This is a genomic window from Pseudomonas sp. SDO52101_S400, assembly GCF_054071635.1.
Window position 1 is genome coordinate 12005 of the sequence record NZ_JBSVWF010000039.1, and the last position, 19687, is coordinate 31691.

At 51.7% G+C, this 19687-nt stretch carries 20 protein-coding genes; 13 read left to right on the forward strand and 7 right to left on the reverse strand.

Annotated elements, in window-relative coordinates; translation table 11 throughout:
- Positions 1-25: 25 nt before the first annotated feature.
- The 5 genes from ACW9HX_RS19405 (at position 26) to ACW9HX_RS19425 (ending at position 3863) form a co-directional block, all read left to right on the forward strand.
- On the forward strand, positions 26-1387 hold the full coding sequence (locus ACW9HX_RS19405; protein ID WP_457381844.1) for a site-specific integrase: 1362 nt from the start codon (positions 26-28) through the stop codon (positions 1385-1387).
- A 349-nt stretch (positions 1388-1736) separates the two neighbouring features.
- A complete protein-coding gene (locus ACW9HX_RS19410) occupies positions 1737-1979 on the forward strand; it encodes a hypothetical protein (RefSeq protein ID WP_457381845.1) in 243 nt (80 codons plus the stop codon).
- Positions 1980-2167: 188 nt separating this feature from the next.
- Positions 2168-2365: a hypothetical protein gene (locus ACW9HX_RS19415; protein WP_457381846.1), complete on the forward strand. Its 198-nt coding sequence runs from the start codon at positions 2168-2170 to the stop codon at positions 2363-2365.
- Complete coding sequence (locus tag ACW9HX_RS19420; protein ID WP_457381847.1) at positions 2362-2844, forward strand: hypothetical protein; 483 nt, start codon at positions 2362-2364, stop codon at positions 2842-2844. The genes ACW9HX_RS19415 and ACW9HX_RS19420 overlap by 4 nt, the downstream gene beginning before the upstream one ends.
- A 428-nt stretch (positions 2845-3272) precedes the next feature.
- A complete protein-coding gene (locus ACW9HX_RS19425) occupies positions 3273-3863 on the forward strand; it encodes a hypothetical protein (RefSeq protein WP_457381848.1) in 591 nt (196 codons plus the stop codon).
- A 745-nt stretch (positions 3864-4608) separates the two neighbouring features.
- Here the strand turns inward: ACW9HX_RS19425 and ACW9HX_RS19430 are convergent.
- Together ACW9HX_RS19430 and ACW9HX_RS19435 are read right to left on the reverse strand one after the other, a co-directional pair.
- Positions 4609-5031: a 3-isopropylmalate dehydratase gene (locus ACW9HX_RS19430; RefSeq protein ID WP_457381849.1), complete on the reverse strand. Its 423-nt coding sequence runs from the start codon at positions 5029-5031 to the stop codon at positions 4609-4611.
- A 65-nt stretch (positions 5032-5096) separates the two neighbouring features.
- Positions 5097-5453 (reverse strand): hypothetical protein, encoded by a 357-nt coding sequence (locus tag ACW9HX_RS19435; protein WP_457381850.1) that lies wholly within the window; start codon positions 5451-5453, stop codon positions 5097-5099.
- A 175-nt stretch (positions 5454-5628) separates the two neighbouring features.
- On the opposite strand from ACW9HX_RS19435, the gene ACW9HX_RS19440 reads away from it, so the two are divergent.
- From ACW9HX_RS19440 to ACW9HX_RS19450, 3 genes are all read left to right on the forward strand, one after another.
- Complete coding sequence (locus ACW9HX_RS19440; protein WP_457381851.1) at positions 5629-5925, forward strand: helix-turn-helix domain-containing protein; 297 nt, start codon at positions 5629-5631, stop codon at positions 5923-5925.
- Between the two features lie 286 nt (positions 5926-6211).
- Positions 6212-6430: a hypothetical protein gene (locus tag ACW9HX_RS19445; protein WP_457381852.1), complete on the forward strand. Its 219-nt coding sequence runs from the start codon at positions 6212-6214 to the stop codon at positions 6428-6430.
- Between the two features lie 136 nt (positions 6431-6566).
- Positions 6567-7109, forward strand: coding sequence for a recombinase family protein (locus ACW9HX_RS19450; protein WP_457381883.1), 543 nt, complete (start codon positions 6567-6569; stop codon positions 7107-7109).
- Positions 7110-7571: 462 nt separating this feature from the next.
- Here the strand turns inward: ACW9HX_RS19450 and ACW9HX_RS19455 are convergent, their stop codons facing one another.
- The 3 genes from ACW9HX_RS19455 to ACW9HX_RS19465 all read right to left on the reverse strand — a co-directional run bounded on the left by ACW9HX_RS19455 (position 7572) and on the right by ACW9HX_RS19465 (position 10046).
- Complete coding sequence (locus tag ACW9HX_RS19455) at positions 7572-8372, reverse strand: hypothetical protein (protein ID WP_457381853.1); 801 nt, start codon at positions 8370-8372, stop codon at positions 7572-7574.
- A 79-nt stretch (positions 8373-8451) separates the two neighbouring features.
- Positions 8452-8703, reverse strand: a complete 252-nt coding sequence (locus tag ACW9HX_RS19460) for a bacteriocin immunity protein (RefSeq protein WP_457381854.1) — start codon at positions 8701-8703, stop codon at positions 8452-8454.
- Positions 8700-10046, reverse strand: a complete 1347-nt coding sequence (locus ACW9HX_RS19465; protein ID WP_457381855.1) for an S-type pyocin domain-containing protein — start codon at positions 10044-10046, stop codon at positions 8700-8702. Before ACW9HX_RS19465 ends, ACW9HX_RS19460 begins: the two co-directional genes overlap by 4 nt.
- A 520-nt stretch (positions 10047-10566) precedes the next feature.
- On the opposite strand from ACW9HX_RS19465, the gene ACW9HX_RS19470 reads away from it, so the two are divergent.
- Positions 10567-12342, forward strand: coding sequence for an NACHT domain-containing protein (locus tag ACW9HX_RS19470; RefSeq protein WP_457381856.1), 1776 nt, complete (start codon positions 10567-10569; stop codon positions 12340-12342).
- A gap of 579 nt (positions 12343-12921) precedes the next feature.
- On the opposite strand, the gene ACW9HX_RS19475 is transcribed toward ACW9HX_RS19470, so the two are convergent.
- Positions 12922-13869, reverse strand: a complete 948-nt coding sequence (locus tag ACW9HX_RS19475; RefSeq protein WP_457381857.1) for a LysR family transcriptional regulator — start codon at positions 13867-13869, stop codon at positions 12922-12924.
- 149 nt (positions 13870-14018) lie between these two features.
- Here ACW9HX_RS19475 and ACW9HX_RS19480 point away from each other — a divergent pair, with 149 nt between their 5' ends.
- Both ACW9HX_RS19480 and mmsB read left to right on the forward strand, forming a co-directional pair.
- Positions 14019-15545 (forward strand): CoA-acylating methylmalonate-semialdehyde dehydrogenase, encoded by a 1527-nt coding sequence (locus tag ACW9HX_RS19480; RefSeq protein ID WP_457381858.1) that lies wholly within the window; start codon positions 14019-14021, stop codon positions 15543-15545.
- A gap of 9 nt (positions 15546-15554) precedes the next feature.
- Positions 15555-16442 carry a 3-hydroxyisobutyrate dehydrogenase gene (gene mmsB, locus ACW9HX_RS19485; RefSeq protein WP_007962098.1) on the forward strand — a complete coding sequence of 296 codons (888 nt, stop codon included), beginning with the start codon at positions 15555-15557 and terminating at the stop codon, positions 16440-16442.
- 94 nt (positions 16443-16536) lie between these two features.
- On the opposite strand, the gene ACW9HX_RS19490 is transcribed toward mmsB, so the two are convergent.
- Positions 16537-16881, reverse strand: coding sequence for a cupin domain-containing protein (locus ACW9HX_RS19490; RefSeq protein WP_096818693.1), 345 nt, complete (start codon positions 16879-16881; stop codon positions 16537-16539).
- 569 nt (positions 16882-17450) lie between these two features.
- On the opposite strand from ACW9HX_RS19490, the gene ACW9HX_RS19495 reads away from it, so the two are divergent.
- Both ACW9HX_RS19495 and ACW9HX_RS19500 read left to right on the forward strand, forming a co-directional pair.
- A complete protein-coding gene (locus ACW9HX_RS19495; protein ID WP_457381859.1) occupies positions 17451-18422 on the forward strand; it encodes an acyltransferase in 972 nt (323 codons plus the stop codon).
- On the forward strand, positions 18419-19669 hold the full coding sequence (locus ACW9HX_RS19500) for a hypothetical protein (RefSeq protein ID WP_457381860.1): 1251 nt from the start codon (positions 18419-18421) through the stop codon (positions 19667-19669). Before ACW9HX_RS19495 ends, ACW9HX_RS19500 begins: the two co-directional genes overlap by 4 nt.
- Positions 19670-19687 lie beyond the last annotated feature (18 nt).

Sequence of the window (19687 nt, forward strand, 5' to 3'; positions counted from 1 at the left end):
CCAATGATTACGGGGGCTAACCGCCATGAGTATCCTTGAAGTTCGACCTGCTGTTACAAGCACCGTTACAACCCTCGCTTTTCCCTCGAAGCCGACCACAAGACTCGCTAAGCCCTATCACTACAGACGCAACGGTATTTACTACATGCGTCTCAGGGCTACAGGTAGCACCACGGAGCTTGTTTCGGTTTCCCTGAAGACCAGCAACAGAAGGGAGGCTATGGATGCCTCAGAGCAGCTCTCAGGCTACGTCAGGGCGTTTCATTTGGAGAATCCAGAGGCTTCATGGAGCAAGCTGAAGGAGCATTTCCGTGGTGTTTCAGCGGAGATGTTTGAGTCTGGGCGGGATGGCGACGTGACAAAGGTGTGGGGCGGTTTGCACGATAGCAATTCTGGACCTGTGGGCGTTTCGACCAGCTCCCGGAAGCCTTCTGTGTCTTTATCTGAATTGGCCCCTGCGATGACCTTTCAGATTCTCTCGAGTCTCTACTTGGCTGACCGTGGACAGAGCCAGAAGGTCTCGACCCTTAAGGAAACCAAGATTTGCCACGGAACCATCTCTGCGGCTCTCGGAGAGCTGGACATGAGAACGCACTCACGAGCTGACCTTGTAGCTCTCCGTGATCGTCTTGCAGATGGCCGCATGCCCTCAACGGTCAATAAGCTGATTGTGAAGCTGTCAACAGTCCTCGCATGGTCAGTTGAAAACGGTCACATATCCAAGTCTTACGACAAGAAACTGAAGCTCACGAAGGGCACTGAATCGAGCCGTAAGGCGTTCACTCAGGATCAGGTAGGCAAGCTGGTGGCTTACTCCAACACGCTGCCAGAGACCTCGTGGAAACGCTGGTTGTTGAGCCTCGGAGCTATCACTGGTGGGCGTCTGAATGAAATCTCACAGTTGACGGTCAGCGATGTTCAAACTCTTGCATCAGGCATCACCGCTATACACATCAACGAGGTCGGTGAGGGTAAGTCGATCAAGAACAAACGCAGTGAGCGTCTGGTGCCACTGACTGATGGTGCCTACGGATTCGACCTTGCAGCATTTCTACGTTACGTCGAAACCCGCAAAACTGACCAAGATGAGCCATCACATTCCGTGAATCTTGCACAGATTGGATACAAGACAGCCGGAGATTGGGCCAATCGTCAGGCTATCCCAGAGTCTCTGGGAAACGATCATAAGCCGGGGCTGACATTCCACTCTCTGCGTCACTCGTTGGCGACTCTTATGCAGGTTAAGGGCGTTCCTACAACCCACGCTCAGGCTGTCATGGGACATGCTTCGGGTACGGTTACTTTTGATACATATGGAGCTGGTGTTCCTGTTGAAGTTATTGCGAGGATGTTGAACGCATTACTGTGTCCAATGCACTCCGACTGATAAAGAAATTCCTCTACCTCTGATATCTTCGGTGACTGATATTGATTTGAGCATAAGCAGGAAGTAATTCAGCATGCCAACTTTTGAGTTAGAAAATAGTTGGAGAAAGTGCTTGACAAATAAGCTCAACGTATTGACAAAAGTGAATTTTATAGTGTAAAATTGCGTATATAAGGAGAGAGAAGCGACACCGCCTGTCTGAGCAACATTTACCAAGCTTAGCTATTTCCTTACCCCCTAATTTCAAAAGGTCTTACTGAACGGTTAGACCTTTTTTAATGTCTCGAATACAGACTGTTTAAAAAAAACGTCAAGCCTTTATTACCACCAATCCAATGGAGGATCTATTATGTCCGAAACAAAACAATGTTCCAGTTGTGGAACAATGCTGGCCAATAAAAGGAGTCACGCCCGAACTTGCTCAAATACTTGCCGCTGGCGAGTATGGCATGCAAAGCAATCAGCAATGATTTCAGTTAAGTTGATGTTCAGCGTCACCGGCTATGAAGTTATTAAAGGTATTGCTGAAGCTGTTGGTGTGTCGGTAAGTGATTATCTACAGGCTCAAGCAATTGCAGGATATAAGCAATGAGAGTGCAATTGAACGACAGGGCGGTCGCACAGCTTGAGTTCATCATGGATCATACGGGTTACACAAATAAGCAACACGCACTCCAAGTAATGCTTACGACTTTTGCAAGCAACCTAAGAGGCACTGGTCGGAAGAAACTGAATAACAAGGATGAATTGCTATGAGTGCTAGTCTGGATTACTTCAGTCGTGGATTTGCAAAAGCGTATGAACGACGCAGAGGCACAGCAACAGGCCACCCAAGTTGTAGAAAAGGTTCATGGTGATAGTGACGCAATGACCTGTGTAGATACCAGCGATACAAAAAATACCTACGCCACTAAAAATTATCAAGCTGCCATAGTGCAGAAGATGATCGCACTAATTCAAAAGAGGAAAATTAAATGAGCGAGAAGACTAAGATTGTAGTAAGCGGAGCTCCACCTAAGTGGAACGATGCTGAATTCGAAGCCCGTGTTGATGGATGGGTAAATGTGTATCGAGGCACTACCAAGTGCATGGAGCTTGTGCGGTCGCCACTACCCCATGATTTCCTCGAATCGGTAGCTTCGAAAGTGGCAGAGGGCTATACAGTCGCTCGCGATCAACGTGTTACACATGAAGCCCTAAATCATTCTTGCTGGATGAGAAAGCCAGACGAAAAGCAGAAGAGGGATATTGATGACATTCGTATCCGAGTGAAATCTGAGTACGTTGAATTCCTACAAGGTGAATACGTCCGATATCAAGACTTGCTACGTCAACAACTTATTCAAGCAGCGGAAGCGAAAGAACAAAAGAAGATCGATGACGCTCGCAACAAGCGAATGTCAGAAATTGACAAAGAAGTGAACAATACATTTTCCCCGTTGGTCATTCCTGGGTAACCGAATGATCTAGTGACAGGCGCTGTAAGCAACACCTACTAGAACCTCCCACAACGTGTTCAGAGAACATTCCAAATGCAAGCCAACCCAACGATGGCCCCGGCAGATTACCCAATCTGTGCGGGGCTTTTCGCTTGCTGAGATTTGACACAGCAGCTCCCACCTCACGGTTATGAATGCTGACTCATGACAAGCTCATGAGGAGGAGCGTTTTTTAGAAAAGCAAAATGTCAAGCTTTTTTTGACGAGCGGTGTCCGCTCTGGTATAATGCGCACCTCAAACAGACCGCTCAAAACCTCATGGTGATCATTAGTCGATTCCGACGCAGTGCATCATGCGGAGTTTTTACGCCTGTGATTTAACCAAAACAACCGGCAATACCCGAGAGGAAATGCCTATGAACTGAACGAACCAAAGGAGAATTACCATGCAAGAACAAGCTACAGCGAACTCATTGGCAAATGGGTGCAACGCTTTTCAAGCCGCAGCAAACGACGCCTGCGCAATCCATGATGAAAAAACCAAGCGTAGGGTTGGTCGCCCACGTATCGTGACAGTCAATCCAGTGTCTGTGATTCTACCTTCTCTCTTGGCAGAGAAAAAAAGACCTGCGTGGCTTGATGATATTCTGTTTGGTAGCACCCTCACAGCAGTAGGACAATCTCGGAGCGTTTCTAATGTTTCGATGAAGGACGTGCGTGCCGCTCTCTGGCTTCCCACCTTTGAAACAGTGTCGCTACAAAAGCTCGGGTATGAAAAACGTCAATCGGAAAGAGTTATTAAGGCTGCCCGCTTCGTAGCGAACGGCATTATCAAATGCCTCGAACGCAGCCAGCCAAAAACTCTCGAGCGCCTCAATGCTGATGCTGAGCTCGAGGTTAGTCAGTCTTATTACACCACTAGAATCGAGAGATATCGCCCTCTCAAACCAGTGCCCGATGAGATACTTGAGCTTTATCGACAGGGCGACTACTACGGCTATGGAAAAGCCTTACGCGATTTCCGACGAGCGGATTAACGTCGGAAAGAGAGAGCAAGGCGAACGATGCTTTTTCTTCAGGGTGTCACCCTGCGTACGTGACCAAAACGCCAGTCTTGGTCACGATTGATCATTTTTTAATTAACGTCGGAAAGAGAGAGAGCAAAGCGAGCGACTGTTAAAGCGTAAGCTTTGAATTGGTTAATTTTAGAATAATATAATCTTCTGTGTGGGACACACAGGATATGTATTAGTGAAGCCTGGAAAGAAGAGAGGGGTACGATCCCTCAAATCAAAGAACATGGTCTTAAATAATAACTTTTCTGTCGTTAAGACAGAGAGCCTATTCTGAGTAAACTCAGGAGAAAGATCAAAGGCGAGAGGGCTTCGCTTCTCCTCTCTCCTGAAAAGCATTCGCCTACCGGCTCACTTGCGGACACTGATCGTATTAGAGAGTTACAAACTCTTGAATGCAACTTCTGATTGTAAATCAGATATCAGCAAGCTCCTGTGTGAACACACACAGAATATTCACTTGGTGAACCGTTCAGGGAAAGAGGAATGGAGTGAATCAAAATACCAGACACTCTTCACGCCGTGACGGTGAGCACGATACATCATCAATAATTTCCAGACGATTGATTGGCATCTAGTCTGTGTGCGATAGCTTTAAGGTTCCACAATCGCTTTTGATCGACTTTACGCTTAAAGTATACGCACAGCCCATGAGCACCCATCGGTGCTCAGAGGTTTTTTACGGCGTATGGTATGTCTAAGTAGGCTGTTAGTATGAAGATGCACGAATGTCCATCATTGGTTGGAGGACAACTCTGAATGTTTGGTTCTCACCAATCTGTGTCCATGTTGCCAGCTCTCTTTTGAACGCACTAGAACCGCCACACCGTCCGGTTGCCTCCGGATCTGGCCCCACACCAACTAGTCTTCTTCCCGGCTTCACATAAAAACTAGCTCTCTCATCTCCTGCCAATCGTGCCGCAAGCTTGCCATCGATAAAAATAGCAAATAGACAACCCGCACCAATCACGTCTCCCTCCCTGATAACTGTGATACGGGCATCGTGTCCCCTGTCTTCTGATTGATAGGCAAGCAATCGATTTGCAGGTGCTATCCCTACATCCCCGCCAGATGGAGGTGACGCACAGCCATTCAGAACTGCAATCGCAACAGCAGCTATCAGTGATCGCATGAGTCCTTCCTTGTTTTAGGTAGAAAGAAGATTTGAGTGCTATTGGTTTGAAGAAGGTTACGTTCCTACATGAAGTCTTTCGAGGGTATATAGGTGTTAATTATCGGAGCGCCATAGCTCTTGCCTGAGCAAGTAACCTTATAAGTAAGCTCGTTTTCTTTAGAGCTTTCATTAGCTTTAATCAGTGCCAATCCTTTCCCTGTCTGAGTACAAGAAAGAATATCATGCATGTAAATTCGGTTTGTTTTCTCGGTTACTGGAAATTCCTGGCAGTAACTTAAATCTGCTGTACAAAGCTCAAGTTTAAGAGCGTAAAGCTCTGTAGCGCCTTGCACTGATGACAACTTGTTAGCTGCCTGTAGCCCTGAGCTACACAGAAGGCTCAAGATCAGAGTTGCAGTCGACATGGTGAGAGTGTTCATAACGATTCCATTCCGAGCATTCATTGTCTTTAGTGGCCCAAACCAGCCTCAGGAGGGGCGTCCTTGGCTGAAGCATCACCTATTTGGAAGCGAGTGCAGAGCTAGAATATCTGAATTTCAGATATCTGAAAACCGGATATAGCTTGCAGGGCTGAATCTTGCGAAACGGCCCACCATGTCAAAAACGATCTATAAACCTGAACACTACGTATTGGTGTCGCTTTTGAAGAGGTATAGGAATGCGGCCGGATTGACACAGGTTCAGTGCTCAAAGGCTTTGGGCCGCCCTCAATCGTTTATGAGTGACGTAGAAAGTGGCACGCGTCGGTTGGATATTGTTCAGCTCCGAGAGCTGTGCTTGGTGCTTGGCGTTACTCTCTGCGAATTTGCACAGGAGCTAGAGAACGCTATCGCGGCTTCTACCACTGAGCCCTTTGTTGACCACTGCTCTTCTACCGCATCTTCAAGTTGACCCCTCGACCGACACCTAGCCAGAAACGATTACTATCAGGTGCTTGAACAGGGCTCGTATCAGGTTAAATGGCAGTGGCTGTGCGTCAGCTTTATGCAGCGATCAAGCTGCGACACTGATTAAACCTGGGCTTGAAGCACCTTTAGGCTAAGCGCACTACATACTCACCCTCACAACCTAGTAGTAAATCTAAAAAACGTAAGCAAATCGTCGTGGCTTGTGCCCCTCCGTCACATCAGGAGCATGAGCCTTGTAGCCCATCTGCTCAACGCTCAAGGATGAAGACATGCCAGACAATACAGATGCCCACATCGTCACAGCGGACGTGCTTACCCTTTTGCTGCATAACCAACATGCTTTAGCTGCTGCAATCGAAGAGGTGGCCCTCTGGGCTAGAGCTACTGGCTCAAGCGAAACCCATGAGAACGCTGTAACAGCTCTGGAAACTCTCGATGCCAACGCGTCTGCCATCACTGACGCAATTAACCAAATACGGCAAGCCTGATCGTATTCAATTGGGTACACCTTAATGACCGCTTGTCGGTGAATACGATATTCGTATTCAATAGGGTTGATCAAAGATAATGAATACATTCATACTCCTAACCTCTAGAGGCAAATGAATACAATGGGTGTGGATTGTGGCAAGCATCGGATACATCAGGGTTTCATCTGTTGATCAAAACACTGGGCGCCAGTTGGATGGTGTGGTGTTGGATGAGGTGTTCACAGACAAAGTGTCTGGTGCAACAACAGACCGGCCTGAGTTGCAGGCGATGCTTCGCCATATCCGCAAGGGGGATGTTCTCCACGTCCACAGCATCGACCGCCTGGCTCGATCACTGGAAGACCTGCTCTCACTCGTCAAAGGGATGATTGCCAAAGGTGTGGCGGTGCAGTTCCATAAGGAAGGTCTCCACTTCACTGGCGAAGCCAACCCAATGCAGGAACTCATGTTGGGCTTACTGGGTAGTGTTGCTCAGTTTGAGCGTGCATTGATCCGTGAGCGCCAAGCAGAAGGAATCCAGAAGGCCAAGGCAGCAGGCGTCTATAAAGGGCGTGTGAAGACGGTGGATGACGAGGCCATTCGCAAGGCAATGGCAGAAGAGGGCGCATCGTTCCGTAAGGTGGCAAAGGCTCTTGGTGTGAGCTTGAGTACGGTTCAGCGTGCCATGAAGGAATAGTGGTAAGCGAGAAGCCGCACAGTCCTCTGTGAGCAACGATTAAGTCGAGTGCTGCATGTTAATGGCTATCGGTTAGAACAACCCACACGCAACCCTGCGCAGTCTCAAGCTATACGCCGACCATCAAACGCCATTCCTACGGATTCACAGAATGTTTACATGAGGCATGCTCAATTATTGCCCTGACAGTTAAGCGCTGTCGATCAATCTTCAACATCCCAAACCGGATTGCAGTACCTGTACATACGGATTCGAATGTGTAATCCGATCCCCAAAATAGGGGGGTGGGTAGTTTTGGAAACAAGCAAGATTGTTGTAGAGTTCCTTCGCCCGCTCACACCATCACCCTAACCGCGTGCAGGATGACAGTCCTTTGGTGTGGGCGGGCTACTGACTTACTTTTCCACAATGAGCATGGGTCACCGCTGGTCTTTTACGTGGCAGTGACAGACTCTCCAAATATCATCCTTCAATGGTGCTGTTTTCGGGAGTTGGCCATGTGCTATATCCCCACCCAACTACGTGAGTCTGACCGCAGTTCCAGCAGTCTTTCAGCTCGCCATGCTTAACGTCTTCGATAGAAAACCCCTTCCCGCATTTATTACAGGGGACGGACTTGAAACCGATGCGATCCGCCGTGAAACGATCCTCATCAAGCTTCACTATGTTATGTTTTGCACCACAAGAGTCCTTGTAGCACTCAACCACTGAGCCCTCCTCAATTTGGGACAGGCTCACATACATCTCCGACTTACACACTGCACAGGCCACTGTCGTTATTGAGTTCATCGTTAGTACAAGACTAGCGGTTGATACCCTTTCAATTTCATCAAATATTTCTTGCAAGTCAGCGGCATTGATCTGTGGAGGACTATCGTCTTCTGAGAGGGAGGTTAGGTGTAAAAACTTCCCGAGTTTGTTATAGGACTTGTTTAACCATTTCACGGAAAACATCTTGTATTCGCCGATGTGCTTCCAGTTCCCGGATGGGGCTCCATCGACTGTTTCCAAACAGATATCAAGCGTTACATCTTGGTCTGCTCGTGGTTCGAAGCTGAGTAGAAGCTTGAGCGCTTTCTGAGGCTGCCATGATTTATATACCGACTTTGGTAGCTTATCCCCGATCTTGCGGAGTCTCTGGTAAACGATGCTTTCCAGGCTGAATCTCAGTTCAAGACATGCATGGCGTAGTGCATTTTCATCACCGATCTCAATGTATGCCTTGGCTCGTGCTAGATAGTCTGCGACACCATAAATACTCATGCAGCCTCTCCTCGGGGATTTTTAGCTTCCACTTCGATAGCAGTGCCCTTGTTGTCACACCTTCTCCCAGGAAACTGAATCAATCGCCCTTGAGTCCCGGTAAGCCTTGAGCAGCACGCCATTCCTTCACAGTTTTAGTGATACCGGATGCTGAGTCATCGGCGCCGTCTTCCGGGTAAAAAATCAAGTCGGAACCAGCAGGGTGCTCGCTGACCTCTTCAAAGTGGAACACCAGTTCGTCCACTTCCGGCTCTGTGCCATCGTGGTCAATGATTCGCTGTAGCAGGGCTACGAACTCGCTTTCTGTGTATTCACTGAATGTATTTTTCATAGTTTCTGCCTGTCTTCCCTGTGAATTTCAACGTGACGTTTTGGCGTGGCTACGGAGAGGTTATCAACATCGTAGACAGCGCCGCCATGTTGGATGTGCTCTATATGGTGGATCTCGTAGCGACCATTTTTACCGTTGCGTTCTGCTTTTGGCACGAATGGAGAATTTCCCTTGGATAGCCAGCCTTGGTTGGTAGGTTTGAATTGAGCATAAAGTTCTGGATCATTGGCTACGGCCGTCCAGAGTGCAGCCCTGAAGTCATCGAAGCTCTTGAATTTTTGCCCTCGCAACTGATCTGCGATTCTTGTGGGGATTGGGGCACCGAGCCCTGTGCCAGCGCCAGCAAGCCAGATACCCGATACGTCCTGTCCTTTGCCAGTCACGACACCTGGTGAATGGCGAGCGCTGATAACGATGTAGAGCGGCGAGATACCAGAGTCAGCCGGGAATACAAGAATGAAGTCTTTGTATTCATCAGGGTAGAGCGGGCTGACAATGATGTTATCCGCTTGTTCTGTCGGCGGATAAATCCATATCTGCGGTGCTTGTGGTGCACCCTCTAACGGTGGAATCCCTGACGTGCTGGAGGGGTCAACGGCTGGTGTCCAGATCAGGGTTACCCCGTCACCAAAATCTGCCACCTGTTGAGAGCCTTGCTCAACGAACTGCACGACTGGAATCATCTCCCAGTCAGTGCGGCTTTGGGTGTTGTACCCGTACCCCTTCAGAGTGCCATCTGCCTGCTGTTCGACGTGAATCCGAACCCGTGTGCGGCCTTCCTTTAGCGCCTTTAGTTGGTCTTCGGAGTACAAACTGCTGTCTCCGAGATTACCGGGCACCATCAGTCCTACAGCTCCCAATAACGAGCCAAGGACTACGCCAGCAGTAACTATTCCAGCCCCCGCCCCCGCAGCTCCTGCACTCGTTGCAGCACTCCCACCAGCAACAGCTGCTCCAGCAGCGCACAAGCCACCACAAGACGCACCCGCAGCCGCAGCGCCACCACTCAATAGAAGGCTGCCCAGTGCAGCGGGTAACGCGCTACCACTAATCTTCTTGAGAGGGATGTTCCCGTCTGCATCCGTTTCATTGCCACCGAGAATGGCAAACTCGCCGTAGTTGCTCACTTTCTCGACGGGAATAAATCCGGCTGGGTTCTTGTGGTCAATCACGCCGTCTGGAAGATCGCAGCTCTTGGCGAATACACACCCCAAGCGGTTTGGCTTGGCTTCTTCTTTTGGGGGGAGGTCTTTGTATTCAGCCCAACGCTGGGCATGGATATCTACAGGCTCAACACCGCTATTGCGGTAGCCCTTTGGTGGGTTGGGCACATAACCAGACATTCAACTTCCTTTCGTCCTTGGGGAATTTCAGCTTGTAGCTGGTGCAGAATGACGTTACCGGGAAGCTCAGGTATTGGCTGTAGGACAAATCCCAAAAGCCACACTGAAAACTCCCCTGATCCATGTCATTTGCTGGTGAGAGAAGGATACCGGGTTGGAGCGGGGTGGTGAATGCTGGCACATCGCATTTAGCTTTTGTTACGCGGATTACGCCAAGCGGTCACCTCGGAGAAGCTCAGCCTTTCAAACTTACCCAGTCCAGCCGGCGTAAAAAACCGCAATAGGCAACGTGAACATGAGAAATTGTTGCTTGAAAACACTTTCTCACACCGCATTGTTGCAAGGAATTCGTCCTGAATTATATTGCCAGACAGTATTTCATGAAACCCTACAGTTACTCATCTCTCGCGGCGCTGGATCTGGAAATCTATAACTTGGCACCTCTACCGTTTTTGCAAGTGGAGGTATAGCTGTTTTTGTGGCATTGTATTGCATGATTTGAGCCCGCTAGGAGCGTTCGATGTTAGCTGAAGCAGCTGTTGCCGGATTTATCGCGAAAAATTACGATCGAATTATAACTGTCGCCAAGAATTCATTTGAAAGAATAGATGAAGATCTCCGTATCGCACTAAAGCTTGCTTATCGAAACTATCTTTCAAATACTATCGCTAAGTATTCAAAATCAAAATCATTTTTCATTCGAAACGAGCCGACCTCACTTTACGATTATTATGTGCCTATCGGGGTTTACGCGAATAATCTTGAGCTTAAGGAGCCGAACATATCCAATTGCTTAGAGTTTTCAAAAAGAATTATAGTTGCTGGAATCGGCGGAACCGGCAAGTCTATATTGATGAAGCATCTATTTCTAGACTGTATCAACTCTGAAAGGTATGTTCCCGTCATGGTGGAACTCAGGGATCTAAACGAAATTGATTCATCCCTAGATTTGTTTATCGAAGCCACTCTAGCAAACTACGGATTTAACACGGCTGGAAACTTTTTAGAAAAATCAAAAAAGTCCGGACACTTTTGTTTCTTTTTTGATGGCTATGACGAAGTAACTCATGATAAAAGAAAGAAGCTAATTAAAGAGATTAAGCAGATATCGGACAAGTATTCCAAGTGTCCTATAATTCTGTCATCACGTCCAGATGAAGCATTCAATGGATTGGAGGTTTTCTCTATATTTAATATTATGCCAATGGACCTCGATACAGCGATCACTCTTGTCAATAAACTACCTTTTGATTTCGACATAAAAGGAAAATTTGTTAAAGCGCTGCGAGATAAGCTCTATAATGAACATGAATCGTTTTTGTCAAACCCTCTCCTGCTCTCGATCATGCTGCTTACATATGGAGAGAACTCAGAAATCCCATCAAAATTAAGCATCTTTTACAATCAGGCATTTGAAGCATTGTTTCGTCGGCATGATGCTTACAAAGGAGGCTACAACCGAGTTCGGCTTACCACGTTGGATATTCAAGACTTTTCAAGAGTTTTCAGTTTGTTTTCTCTGCAAACTTACGAAAGGCGCGAGTTCAAAATGTCCAGAATCTCATGCCTAACCTATATTGAGAAAAGTCGGAAAAGCATGGGGAAAGATTTTGCACCAGAATCATACTTGCAAGATCTACTGACAGCGGCCTGCCTACTCACCGAAGATGGGTTGGACGTAGCATTTTCGCACCGTTCTTTTCAAGAGTATTTTGTGGCGCTACATATATCTGCGGCAGCTCCCGAAATTCAGGAGGCGCTGATACTAAGATATTGGAAGAACATGAAATCTGATGATGTAATAAAGCTTCTCATTGAGATAAATCCCGAACTTGTAGAGCGAGTATTGCTCATCCCTGAATTGGACAAGCTATTCAGTAAGCTTAAAGTAAGAAAAGCCGTAGGAATTACGCACACGGCTGCATTTTTCAAACAGCAATTTACGTATATCAATGTCGAGCGACGCGGTCTAACAGCGACATCCAGAGATCCAGATGCGAGTGTGTTTGATCTCGCTAAGTTCGTTGTGCCGCACGGAGGGTACGTTTTTCCTAACTCGGAAGTGTTTAAGGAATTTGACGAAAGGATGGTGGCCACCTACAGTAATCCAAAGAAGGAAGTTGCCAGATTCTCCACATCTGCCATGACTTACAAAACTCCTATCCTAAATGATCTCTTGCATTTTGAAGGCAGGTTCTCCATTAAATACTTTCAGGCTTTGTTCGCGGGCTATAAGCGATTAAAGTCTAAGCACACTAACAGGCTAGAAAGTTTAGATAGGCTGTTAGGCATTTAGCATATCGTTCATCCAGCCTCATGAGCCATAGCATCGCTTGAAGTTTATGAGGCAATCAATCATGATTTAGTTAGTAAGGGAGGTCGATTTTTATTTGCAAAAGGGGTTCGTCAGTACGCGACGGAAACCGTCACCCACTGCTAAACCTAGCATCAGGAACGTTAATTCCCAGCAATGCAGGAGTCGTCACTATTGTGGTTCTCCAAAGAGCAGCGTTGGGAGAAACAGCCACCAACAAGAAGGTGCAAGGTGAAGACGGTTCACGCCTCCTAACCTTTGTTGAGCAATTAGCCAAATTCGGTTGTGTGCGATTTTTCACTCGCGAGTGATGACCCGCATTTGATGAGTTAGACAGACACTTGCAAGTACCGACGTATCGTCAGTTTCACGCATAAAAAATCACACTGGCGTTTCAGCATCTCTTCATTGGTGCCCACATGGGGTCCTTATCGCGTGCATGTGCGTCAATGAATGTCGACGTCAAAGAGTTACAAATTGCGTACCAACCGCTGTTACAAACCATTGGAAAAGGCCAGCTGACCTCGTTACGATGCGGCCACCTGATTCCTTGAAATTCTGTCAGTCGGCGAACTCCATCTCCCGGGTCTGCCCCATCAACAGCGCCTGATTGCGCTCGGTCACTTCACGGATGTAATCCCACAACAGGGTAATCCGCTTGAGCTTGCGAAGATCCTCCCGGCAGTACATCCAGAACTGCCGGGTGATATCGATTTCCTCCGGCAACACCGGTAACAGGCGTGGATCCTGTGCCGCGAGGAAACACGGCAGGATTGCCAGCGAGCGCCCCTGCTGCGCCGCCACGAATTGTGCGATCACGCTGGTGCTGCGCAGGTTCGCGCTGGCGCCGGGCACCACGTTCGCCAGATACAGCAGCTCCGAGCTGAACGCCAGGTCATCCACGTAACTGATGAATTGATGCTTGCCCAGATCGGCGGGGCGGCGGATCGGCGGGTGTTTGTCCAGGTACTCCTGGGTCGCGTACAGCTGCAAGCGGTAGTCGCAGAGTTTGCAGCACACGTAAGGCCCATGTTCCGGGCGTTCGAGGGCGATGACGATATCGGCCTCGCGTTTGGACAGGCTGATGAAGTGCGGCAGCGGCAGGATGTCCACCGAGATCGCCGGGTAGGCATCGACGAAATGGCTCAGCTGCGGGGTGATGAAGAAGCTGCCGAAACCTTCGGTGCAGCCCATTCGCACATGCCCGGACAGCGCGACGCCGGATCCGGACACCTGTTCGCAGGCCATGTGCAACGTACTTTCTATCGACTCGGCGTAACTCAGCAGACGCTGCCCTTCGGCGGTCAGCACGAAACCGCTGGTGCGGGATTTCTCGAACAGCAGTGTGCCCAACGCCGCTTCCAGCGAACTGATCCGCCGCGACACCGTTGTGTAGTCCACAGCCAGGCGTTTGGCCGCGGTGCTGGCCTTGCGGGTGCGGGCGACTTCGAGAAAAAACTTGAGGTCATCCCAGTTCAGCGAGCCTAAAGACGTGATGTTTTTTTGCATGATGGACGGGCTTATATGTGCGTTCTTATTAGAAGTTTGCACATCTATACTCCAAAAACAGTCCGACAACCAATTCGTGACACACGCCTCATCTCAAGGCGAACCTTTCGCCTTGGCTCCTAAGATAAAAACAAGTTCTGGAGACCAGCATGAACGCATCGCTTACGCCCAACGAAACCACGATCCAGAAGGTCAAGCTGCTGATCGACGGCGAGTGGGTCGAGTCGCAGACCACCGAGTGGCACGACATCGTCAACCCGGCGACCCAGCAGGTGCTGGCCAAAGTCCCTTTCGCCACCGCTGCTGAAGTCGACGCCGCCGTCAGTGCCGCCCAGCACGCCTTCCAGACCTGGAAGCTGACCCCGATCGGCGCGCGCATGCGCATCATGCTCAAGCTGCAAGCGCTGATCCGCGAACACTCCAAACGCATCGCCGTGGTGCTGAGCGCCGAGCAGGGCAAGACCATTGCCGATGCCGAGGGCGATATTTTCCGTGGTCTGGAAGTGGTCGAGCACGCGTGCTCCATCGGTAGCCTGCAAATGGGCGAGTTCGCCGAAAACGTTGCCGGCGGCGTCGACACTTACACCCTGCGCCAGCCGATCGGCGTTTGCGCCGGCATTACGCCGTTCAACTTCCCGGCAATGATTCCGCTGTGGATGTTCCCGATGGCCATCGCCTGCGGCAACACCTTCGTGCTCAAGCCGTCCGAACAGGATCCGCTGTCGACCATGCTGCTGGTGGAACTGGCGATCGAGGCCGGGGTCCCGGCGGGTGTGCTCAACGTCGTGCACGGTGGCAAAGACGTGGTCGATGGCCTGTGCACCCACAAGGACATCAAGGCGATTTCGTTCGTCGGTTCGACCGCCGTCGGCACCCACGTTTATGACCTGGCCGGTAAACACGGCAAACGCGTGCAATCGATGATGGGCGCGAAGAACCACGCCGTGGTACTGCCGGACGCCAATCGCGAGCAAGCGCTCAATGCCCTGGTCGGCGCCGGTTTCGGTGCGGCCGGTCAGCGTTGCATGGCCACCTCGGTTGTGGTGCTGGTGGGCGCGGCCAAGCAGTGGCTGCCGGATCTGAAAGCGCTGGCGCAGAAACTCAAGGTCAACGCGGGTAGCGAGCCGGGCACCGATGTCGGCCCGGTCATTTCGAAAAAGGCCAAGGCGCGGATTCTCGATCTGATCGAAAGCGGCATCAAGGAAGGCGCCAAACTGGAGCTGGACGGTCGCGACATCAGCGTGCCGGGTTACGAGAAAGGCAACTTCGTCGGCCCGACCCTGTTCTCGGGCGTGACCACCGACATGCAGATCTACACCCAGGAAATCTTCGGCCCGGTGCTGGTGGTGCTGGAAGTCGACACTCTCGATCAGGCCATTGCGCTGGTCAACGCCAACCCGTTCGGCAACGGCACGGGTCTGTTCACCCAGAGCGGCGCGGCGGCGCGTAAATTCCAGACTGAAATCGACGTTGGTCAGGTCGGCATCAACATTCCGATTCCGGTGCCGGTGCCATTCTTCAGCTTCACCGGCTCCCGTGGTTCGAAACTCGGCGATCTCGGCCCATACGGCAAGCAAGTGGTGCAGTTCTACACCCAGACCAAAACGGTCACGGCGCGCTGGTTCGATGACGACAGCGTCAATGACGGCGTGAACACCACCATCAACCTGCGCTGAGGAATGGCCATGAAAATCGCATTTATCGGTCTGGGCAACATGGGCGCGCCGATGGCGCGCAACCTGATCAAGGCCGGGCATTCGCTGAATCTGGTGGACCTGAACAAAACCGTGCTGGCGGAACTCGAGCAACTGGGCGGCACCATCCGCGCCTCGGCTCGCGAAGCCGCAGAGGATGCGGAACTGGTGATCACCATGTTGCCGGCCGCGGTGCATGTACGCAGCGTCTGGCTCGGTGAAGACGGCGTGCTGGCCGGGATCGGCAAAGGCGTGCCGGCGGTGGATTGCAGCACCATCGATCCGCAGACCGCACGCGACGTGGCAGCGGCCGCTGCCAAACAAGGCGTGGCCATGGCCGACGCACCGGTGTCCGGTGGCACCGGAGGCGCCACTGCCGGGACGCTGACCTTCATGGTCGGCGCCACCCCGGAACTGTTCGCCACCCTGCAACCGGTGCTGGCGCAAATGGGCCGCAACATCGTGCATTGCGGTGAAGTCGGCACCGGGCAGATCGCCAAGATCTGCAACAACCTGTTGCTCGCCATTTCGATGGTTGGCGTCAGCGAGGCGATGGCCCTGGGCGATGCATTGGGGATCGACACCAGTGTGCTTGCCGGGATCATCAACAGTTCGACCGGGCGTTGCTGGAGCTCGGAAATGTACAACCCGTGGCCGGGCATCGTCGAAACGGCGCCGGCCTCGCGTGGTTACACCGGTGGTTTTGGCGCCGAGCTGATGCTCAAGGATCTGGGGCTGGCCACCGAGGCGGCGCGTCAGGCGCATCAGCCTGTGGTGCTGGGCGCGGTGGCGCAGCAGTTGTATCAGGCGATGAGCCAGCGCGGGGAAGGTGGCAAGGACTTCTCGGCAATCATCAACAGCTATCGCAAGCCGCAGTAATCGTCGTCAGGCCTGTGCTCGCCACAGGTCTGCAAACCCAATGCAGTAGGTGTTGCCGGTAAATCACGTCGGGTGGTTTCCCGGCTTTTTTGTATCAGGCGAAAACGAAGTATTTGCGCACGGTCTCGACCACTTCCCAGGTGCCCTTCATGCCTGGCTCGACGACGAAAATGTCGCCGGCACGCAGATGGATCGGCTCCAGGCCGTCCGGGGTGATGATGCAGTAGCCCTCCTGGAAATGGCAGTACTCCCATTTCACGTAATCCACCCGCCACTTGCCCGGCGTGCAGATCCAGGTGCCCATGATCTTGCTGCCGTCTTCGCTGGTGTAGGCGTTGAGGTTGACGGTGTGCGGGTCGCCCTCAAGCTTTTCCCATTTGCAGGCGTCGAGTACTGGCAGCGGGTGGGTGTCGCGCAGAACGGTGATAGGTGCAGGCATGACGGCTCCAGGCCAAAGGCAGTTTGAGTCGCCACCCTAACGTTGGCAAGCGAGCCTGGAATGTCTGGGTTCGACCTCCAGATGCCTGTTAGCGCTGAGCGAGGAAAGCCCTGAAAAACCGGGCATTGCACCAATGCTGTGCATATATGACGGTTTTAATACAAGCATGCACCGTAAAAGTTCAATCAATTTTTAGACTAAAACGAGATAACCATTCGGACACCTATTGCAAAACAAAATCGTCTGTACTATAACATTCGTACTAAAGGACAATCCCACCCTAATGGAGCTACACCAGAGTCACGGACAGACTTGAATCGGCTTTTCTTCTCACAAAACTGACTTGGCTTTTGGCACAGGCGTGCACATTTATCCGTCTTTTATAAAAGGCGGGTATTTAATGGAACAATCAGTTAACAAGTGGCGCAGACGCAATGTCATGCGTGCTTTGAGTTGAAGCCTTAAATAAGCAGTTAATTATTATTTGTGCATCGGCGGAATTATATCTGCGGGATACGCACGCCTATCGGATTTTTATGTGCCCGGCATCAATGGAATGAGGCTTTATTGTGGACGACATAAATGTAGTTGAAGTTTCGACGATCGTGGATAACGCGAGTGAGTTGGGCCGGCATGTCTGGATTCGTGCTGGCAGCCGCCTGCAAAACGTTCGGGTCGCCGATGATTGTTTCATCGGATTCAAGTGTGATTTGCAGTTCACCTCCATCGGCGCGTCCAGCATGCTGGCCACCGGCGCGAAGTGCCTGGGCACCGCGCAATCACCGGTACACATTGCCGAAAACGTCTGGCTGGGCGCCAAAGCGACCGTTGCCGCTGGCGTTTCCATCGGCGCGGGAGCGGTGGTGGCTGCCGGGGCGCTGGTGACCGCCGATGTACCGGCCGATGCCATCGTGGTCGGTCGTCCAGCACGGGTCATCGCCCAGCGCACGGTGGTCGAGGACGGCCTGCCGAGCCCGGCGCCGGTGCTGGCCAAAGTCCGGGAGCGGGCGCGCCAGGGCTTGCCGTCGATGCTCGATCGGTCCACGCAGTCAGTGCCGCGGCTCAAGGTGTTGAACCCTGACACCGCAACCTGGGACATCAGCGACGAGGCCTTGATCGATGCCGAATTGCGCGGCGGTGCCTCGGTGGAAATTGCCCGGGACTGCATTCTGATCGGGCGCAGCAACCGCCAGGGCGGCATGTCGCAACTGGGCGGCATTGAACTGGGCACCGGTGCCCGACTGGCTCCAGGCGTGGTTATCGAAGCTGCCGGTGGCGTGAGCATCGGTGCCTTCAGCGAGCTGGCCGAAGGCGTCACGATTGTTGCGTCTACTCATGATCATTCGTTCCGCTCACTGCCCTGGGAGGAGGCACCTGTGCGCATTGGAAGTCGTTGTGTCATTGGCGAGGGCGCCATCTTGGTAGGTCCACTGAGTATCGGTGACGGTGCAGTTATAAAGCCGTACTCAGTGGTGATAAGGGATGTATTGGAAAACACTGTGGTTCATGGCGTTGTTCAACTAATGGAGATTCAAGAATGATTTTATTTGCCCCCAATCCGACCGGTTCAGGCCACAACATGCGCGCGCTTTCGATCGCTCAGGCGATTAAAAAGCAACGTCCGGATATGCCGTTGACCGTGGCACTGGCTTCTTTGCAGCCGACCTTTACACCAATGTTCGAAAAGTCCGGCGTTGAAGTGGTGGATATTGCCGGTCGTCTGGTCGATTACTCGAAAAAGAGCAACTTGTCGAAAGAACTCGACTGGAATAATTACATCGGCGGTTATATCGCCAATACCTTCTTGTCCGGTGAGCGAATTCTGTCTTACCTGGCTTTGATTGCCGAGTACAAGCCGACCGCTCTGGTGTCCGACTACAACATGGCCGCCTGCCTGGCCGCGATTTTCAGCGGCACGCCGCTGGTGTTCGTGACCGAGCGTTATGACTTCACGCTCTGCCAGCTTGAAGACCACGACCTGGCCGACGGCGGCTTCGAAGTCAACGCGCTGGAAATGGCCCGGGCCCGTACCGCGCTGCACAGCCAGTTCAACTGGATGATCAATCAGAGCCAACTGGTGCTGACCGACAAGCCGTACGTGGCTTCCCTTGATCAAGGCACACCGGTCGCCGAAGCACTGAACAGTGGCAAGGCGCATTTTGTCGGGCCGATGATCCGCGACATCAACGTCCAAAGCGGTTTGAACGTTCGTGAGCAATTGAACCTGGGTGATGCGCCGTTCGTTGTTGCCTCGATCAGCGGCACCACGATGTTTGCACAGAACAAGGATGCACTGCTCGCCGCCTACCTCGACAGCTTCAAGGTCCTGCGCGAGCGCAACCCGGAACTGAAATTGGTACTGCTCGGCCGTCAGGATATCCAGGCCCAGGACGGCGTGGTTTGCGTGCCGTACTACCCGGACTGGATGGGCCTGCTGCGCGAAGCGAGTCTGCTGATTTCGGCGCCGGGCTGGATCACCGTGACGGAAATCGCCGCGTTGCAGATTCCGACCCTGTTCGTGCTGCCGTCCAAATCCGAGTATCACGAACTCGAAGCGCTGCGCCGCCTGGAGCTGCTCGGTTTCCCGACGCATCTGGGTCACGATCGCGACGCTATCGTCGAGTTGATTCAGGGCGAGCTGGATAAAGACACACGCGCTTCTGCCTATTACGCGCCTCATCGTCAGGTGGCCGCGCCGGACGGCGAAGGTGCCGCCCGCGCCGCGACGCGCATCATCGAGTTGTGCCAGGGCAGCGTTGTGTCGCTGACCGAAAGCAAAGCTGCCTAACCTCAAGGAAGAGGGATT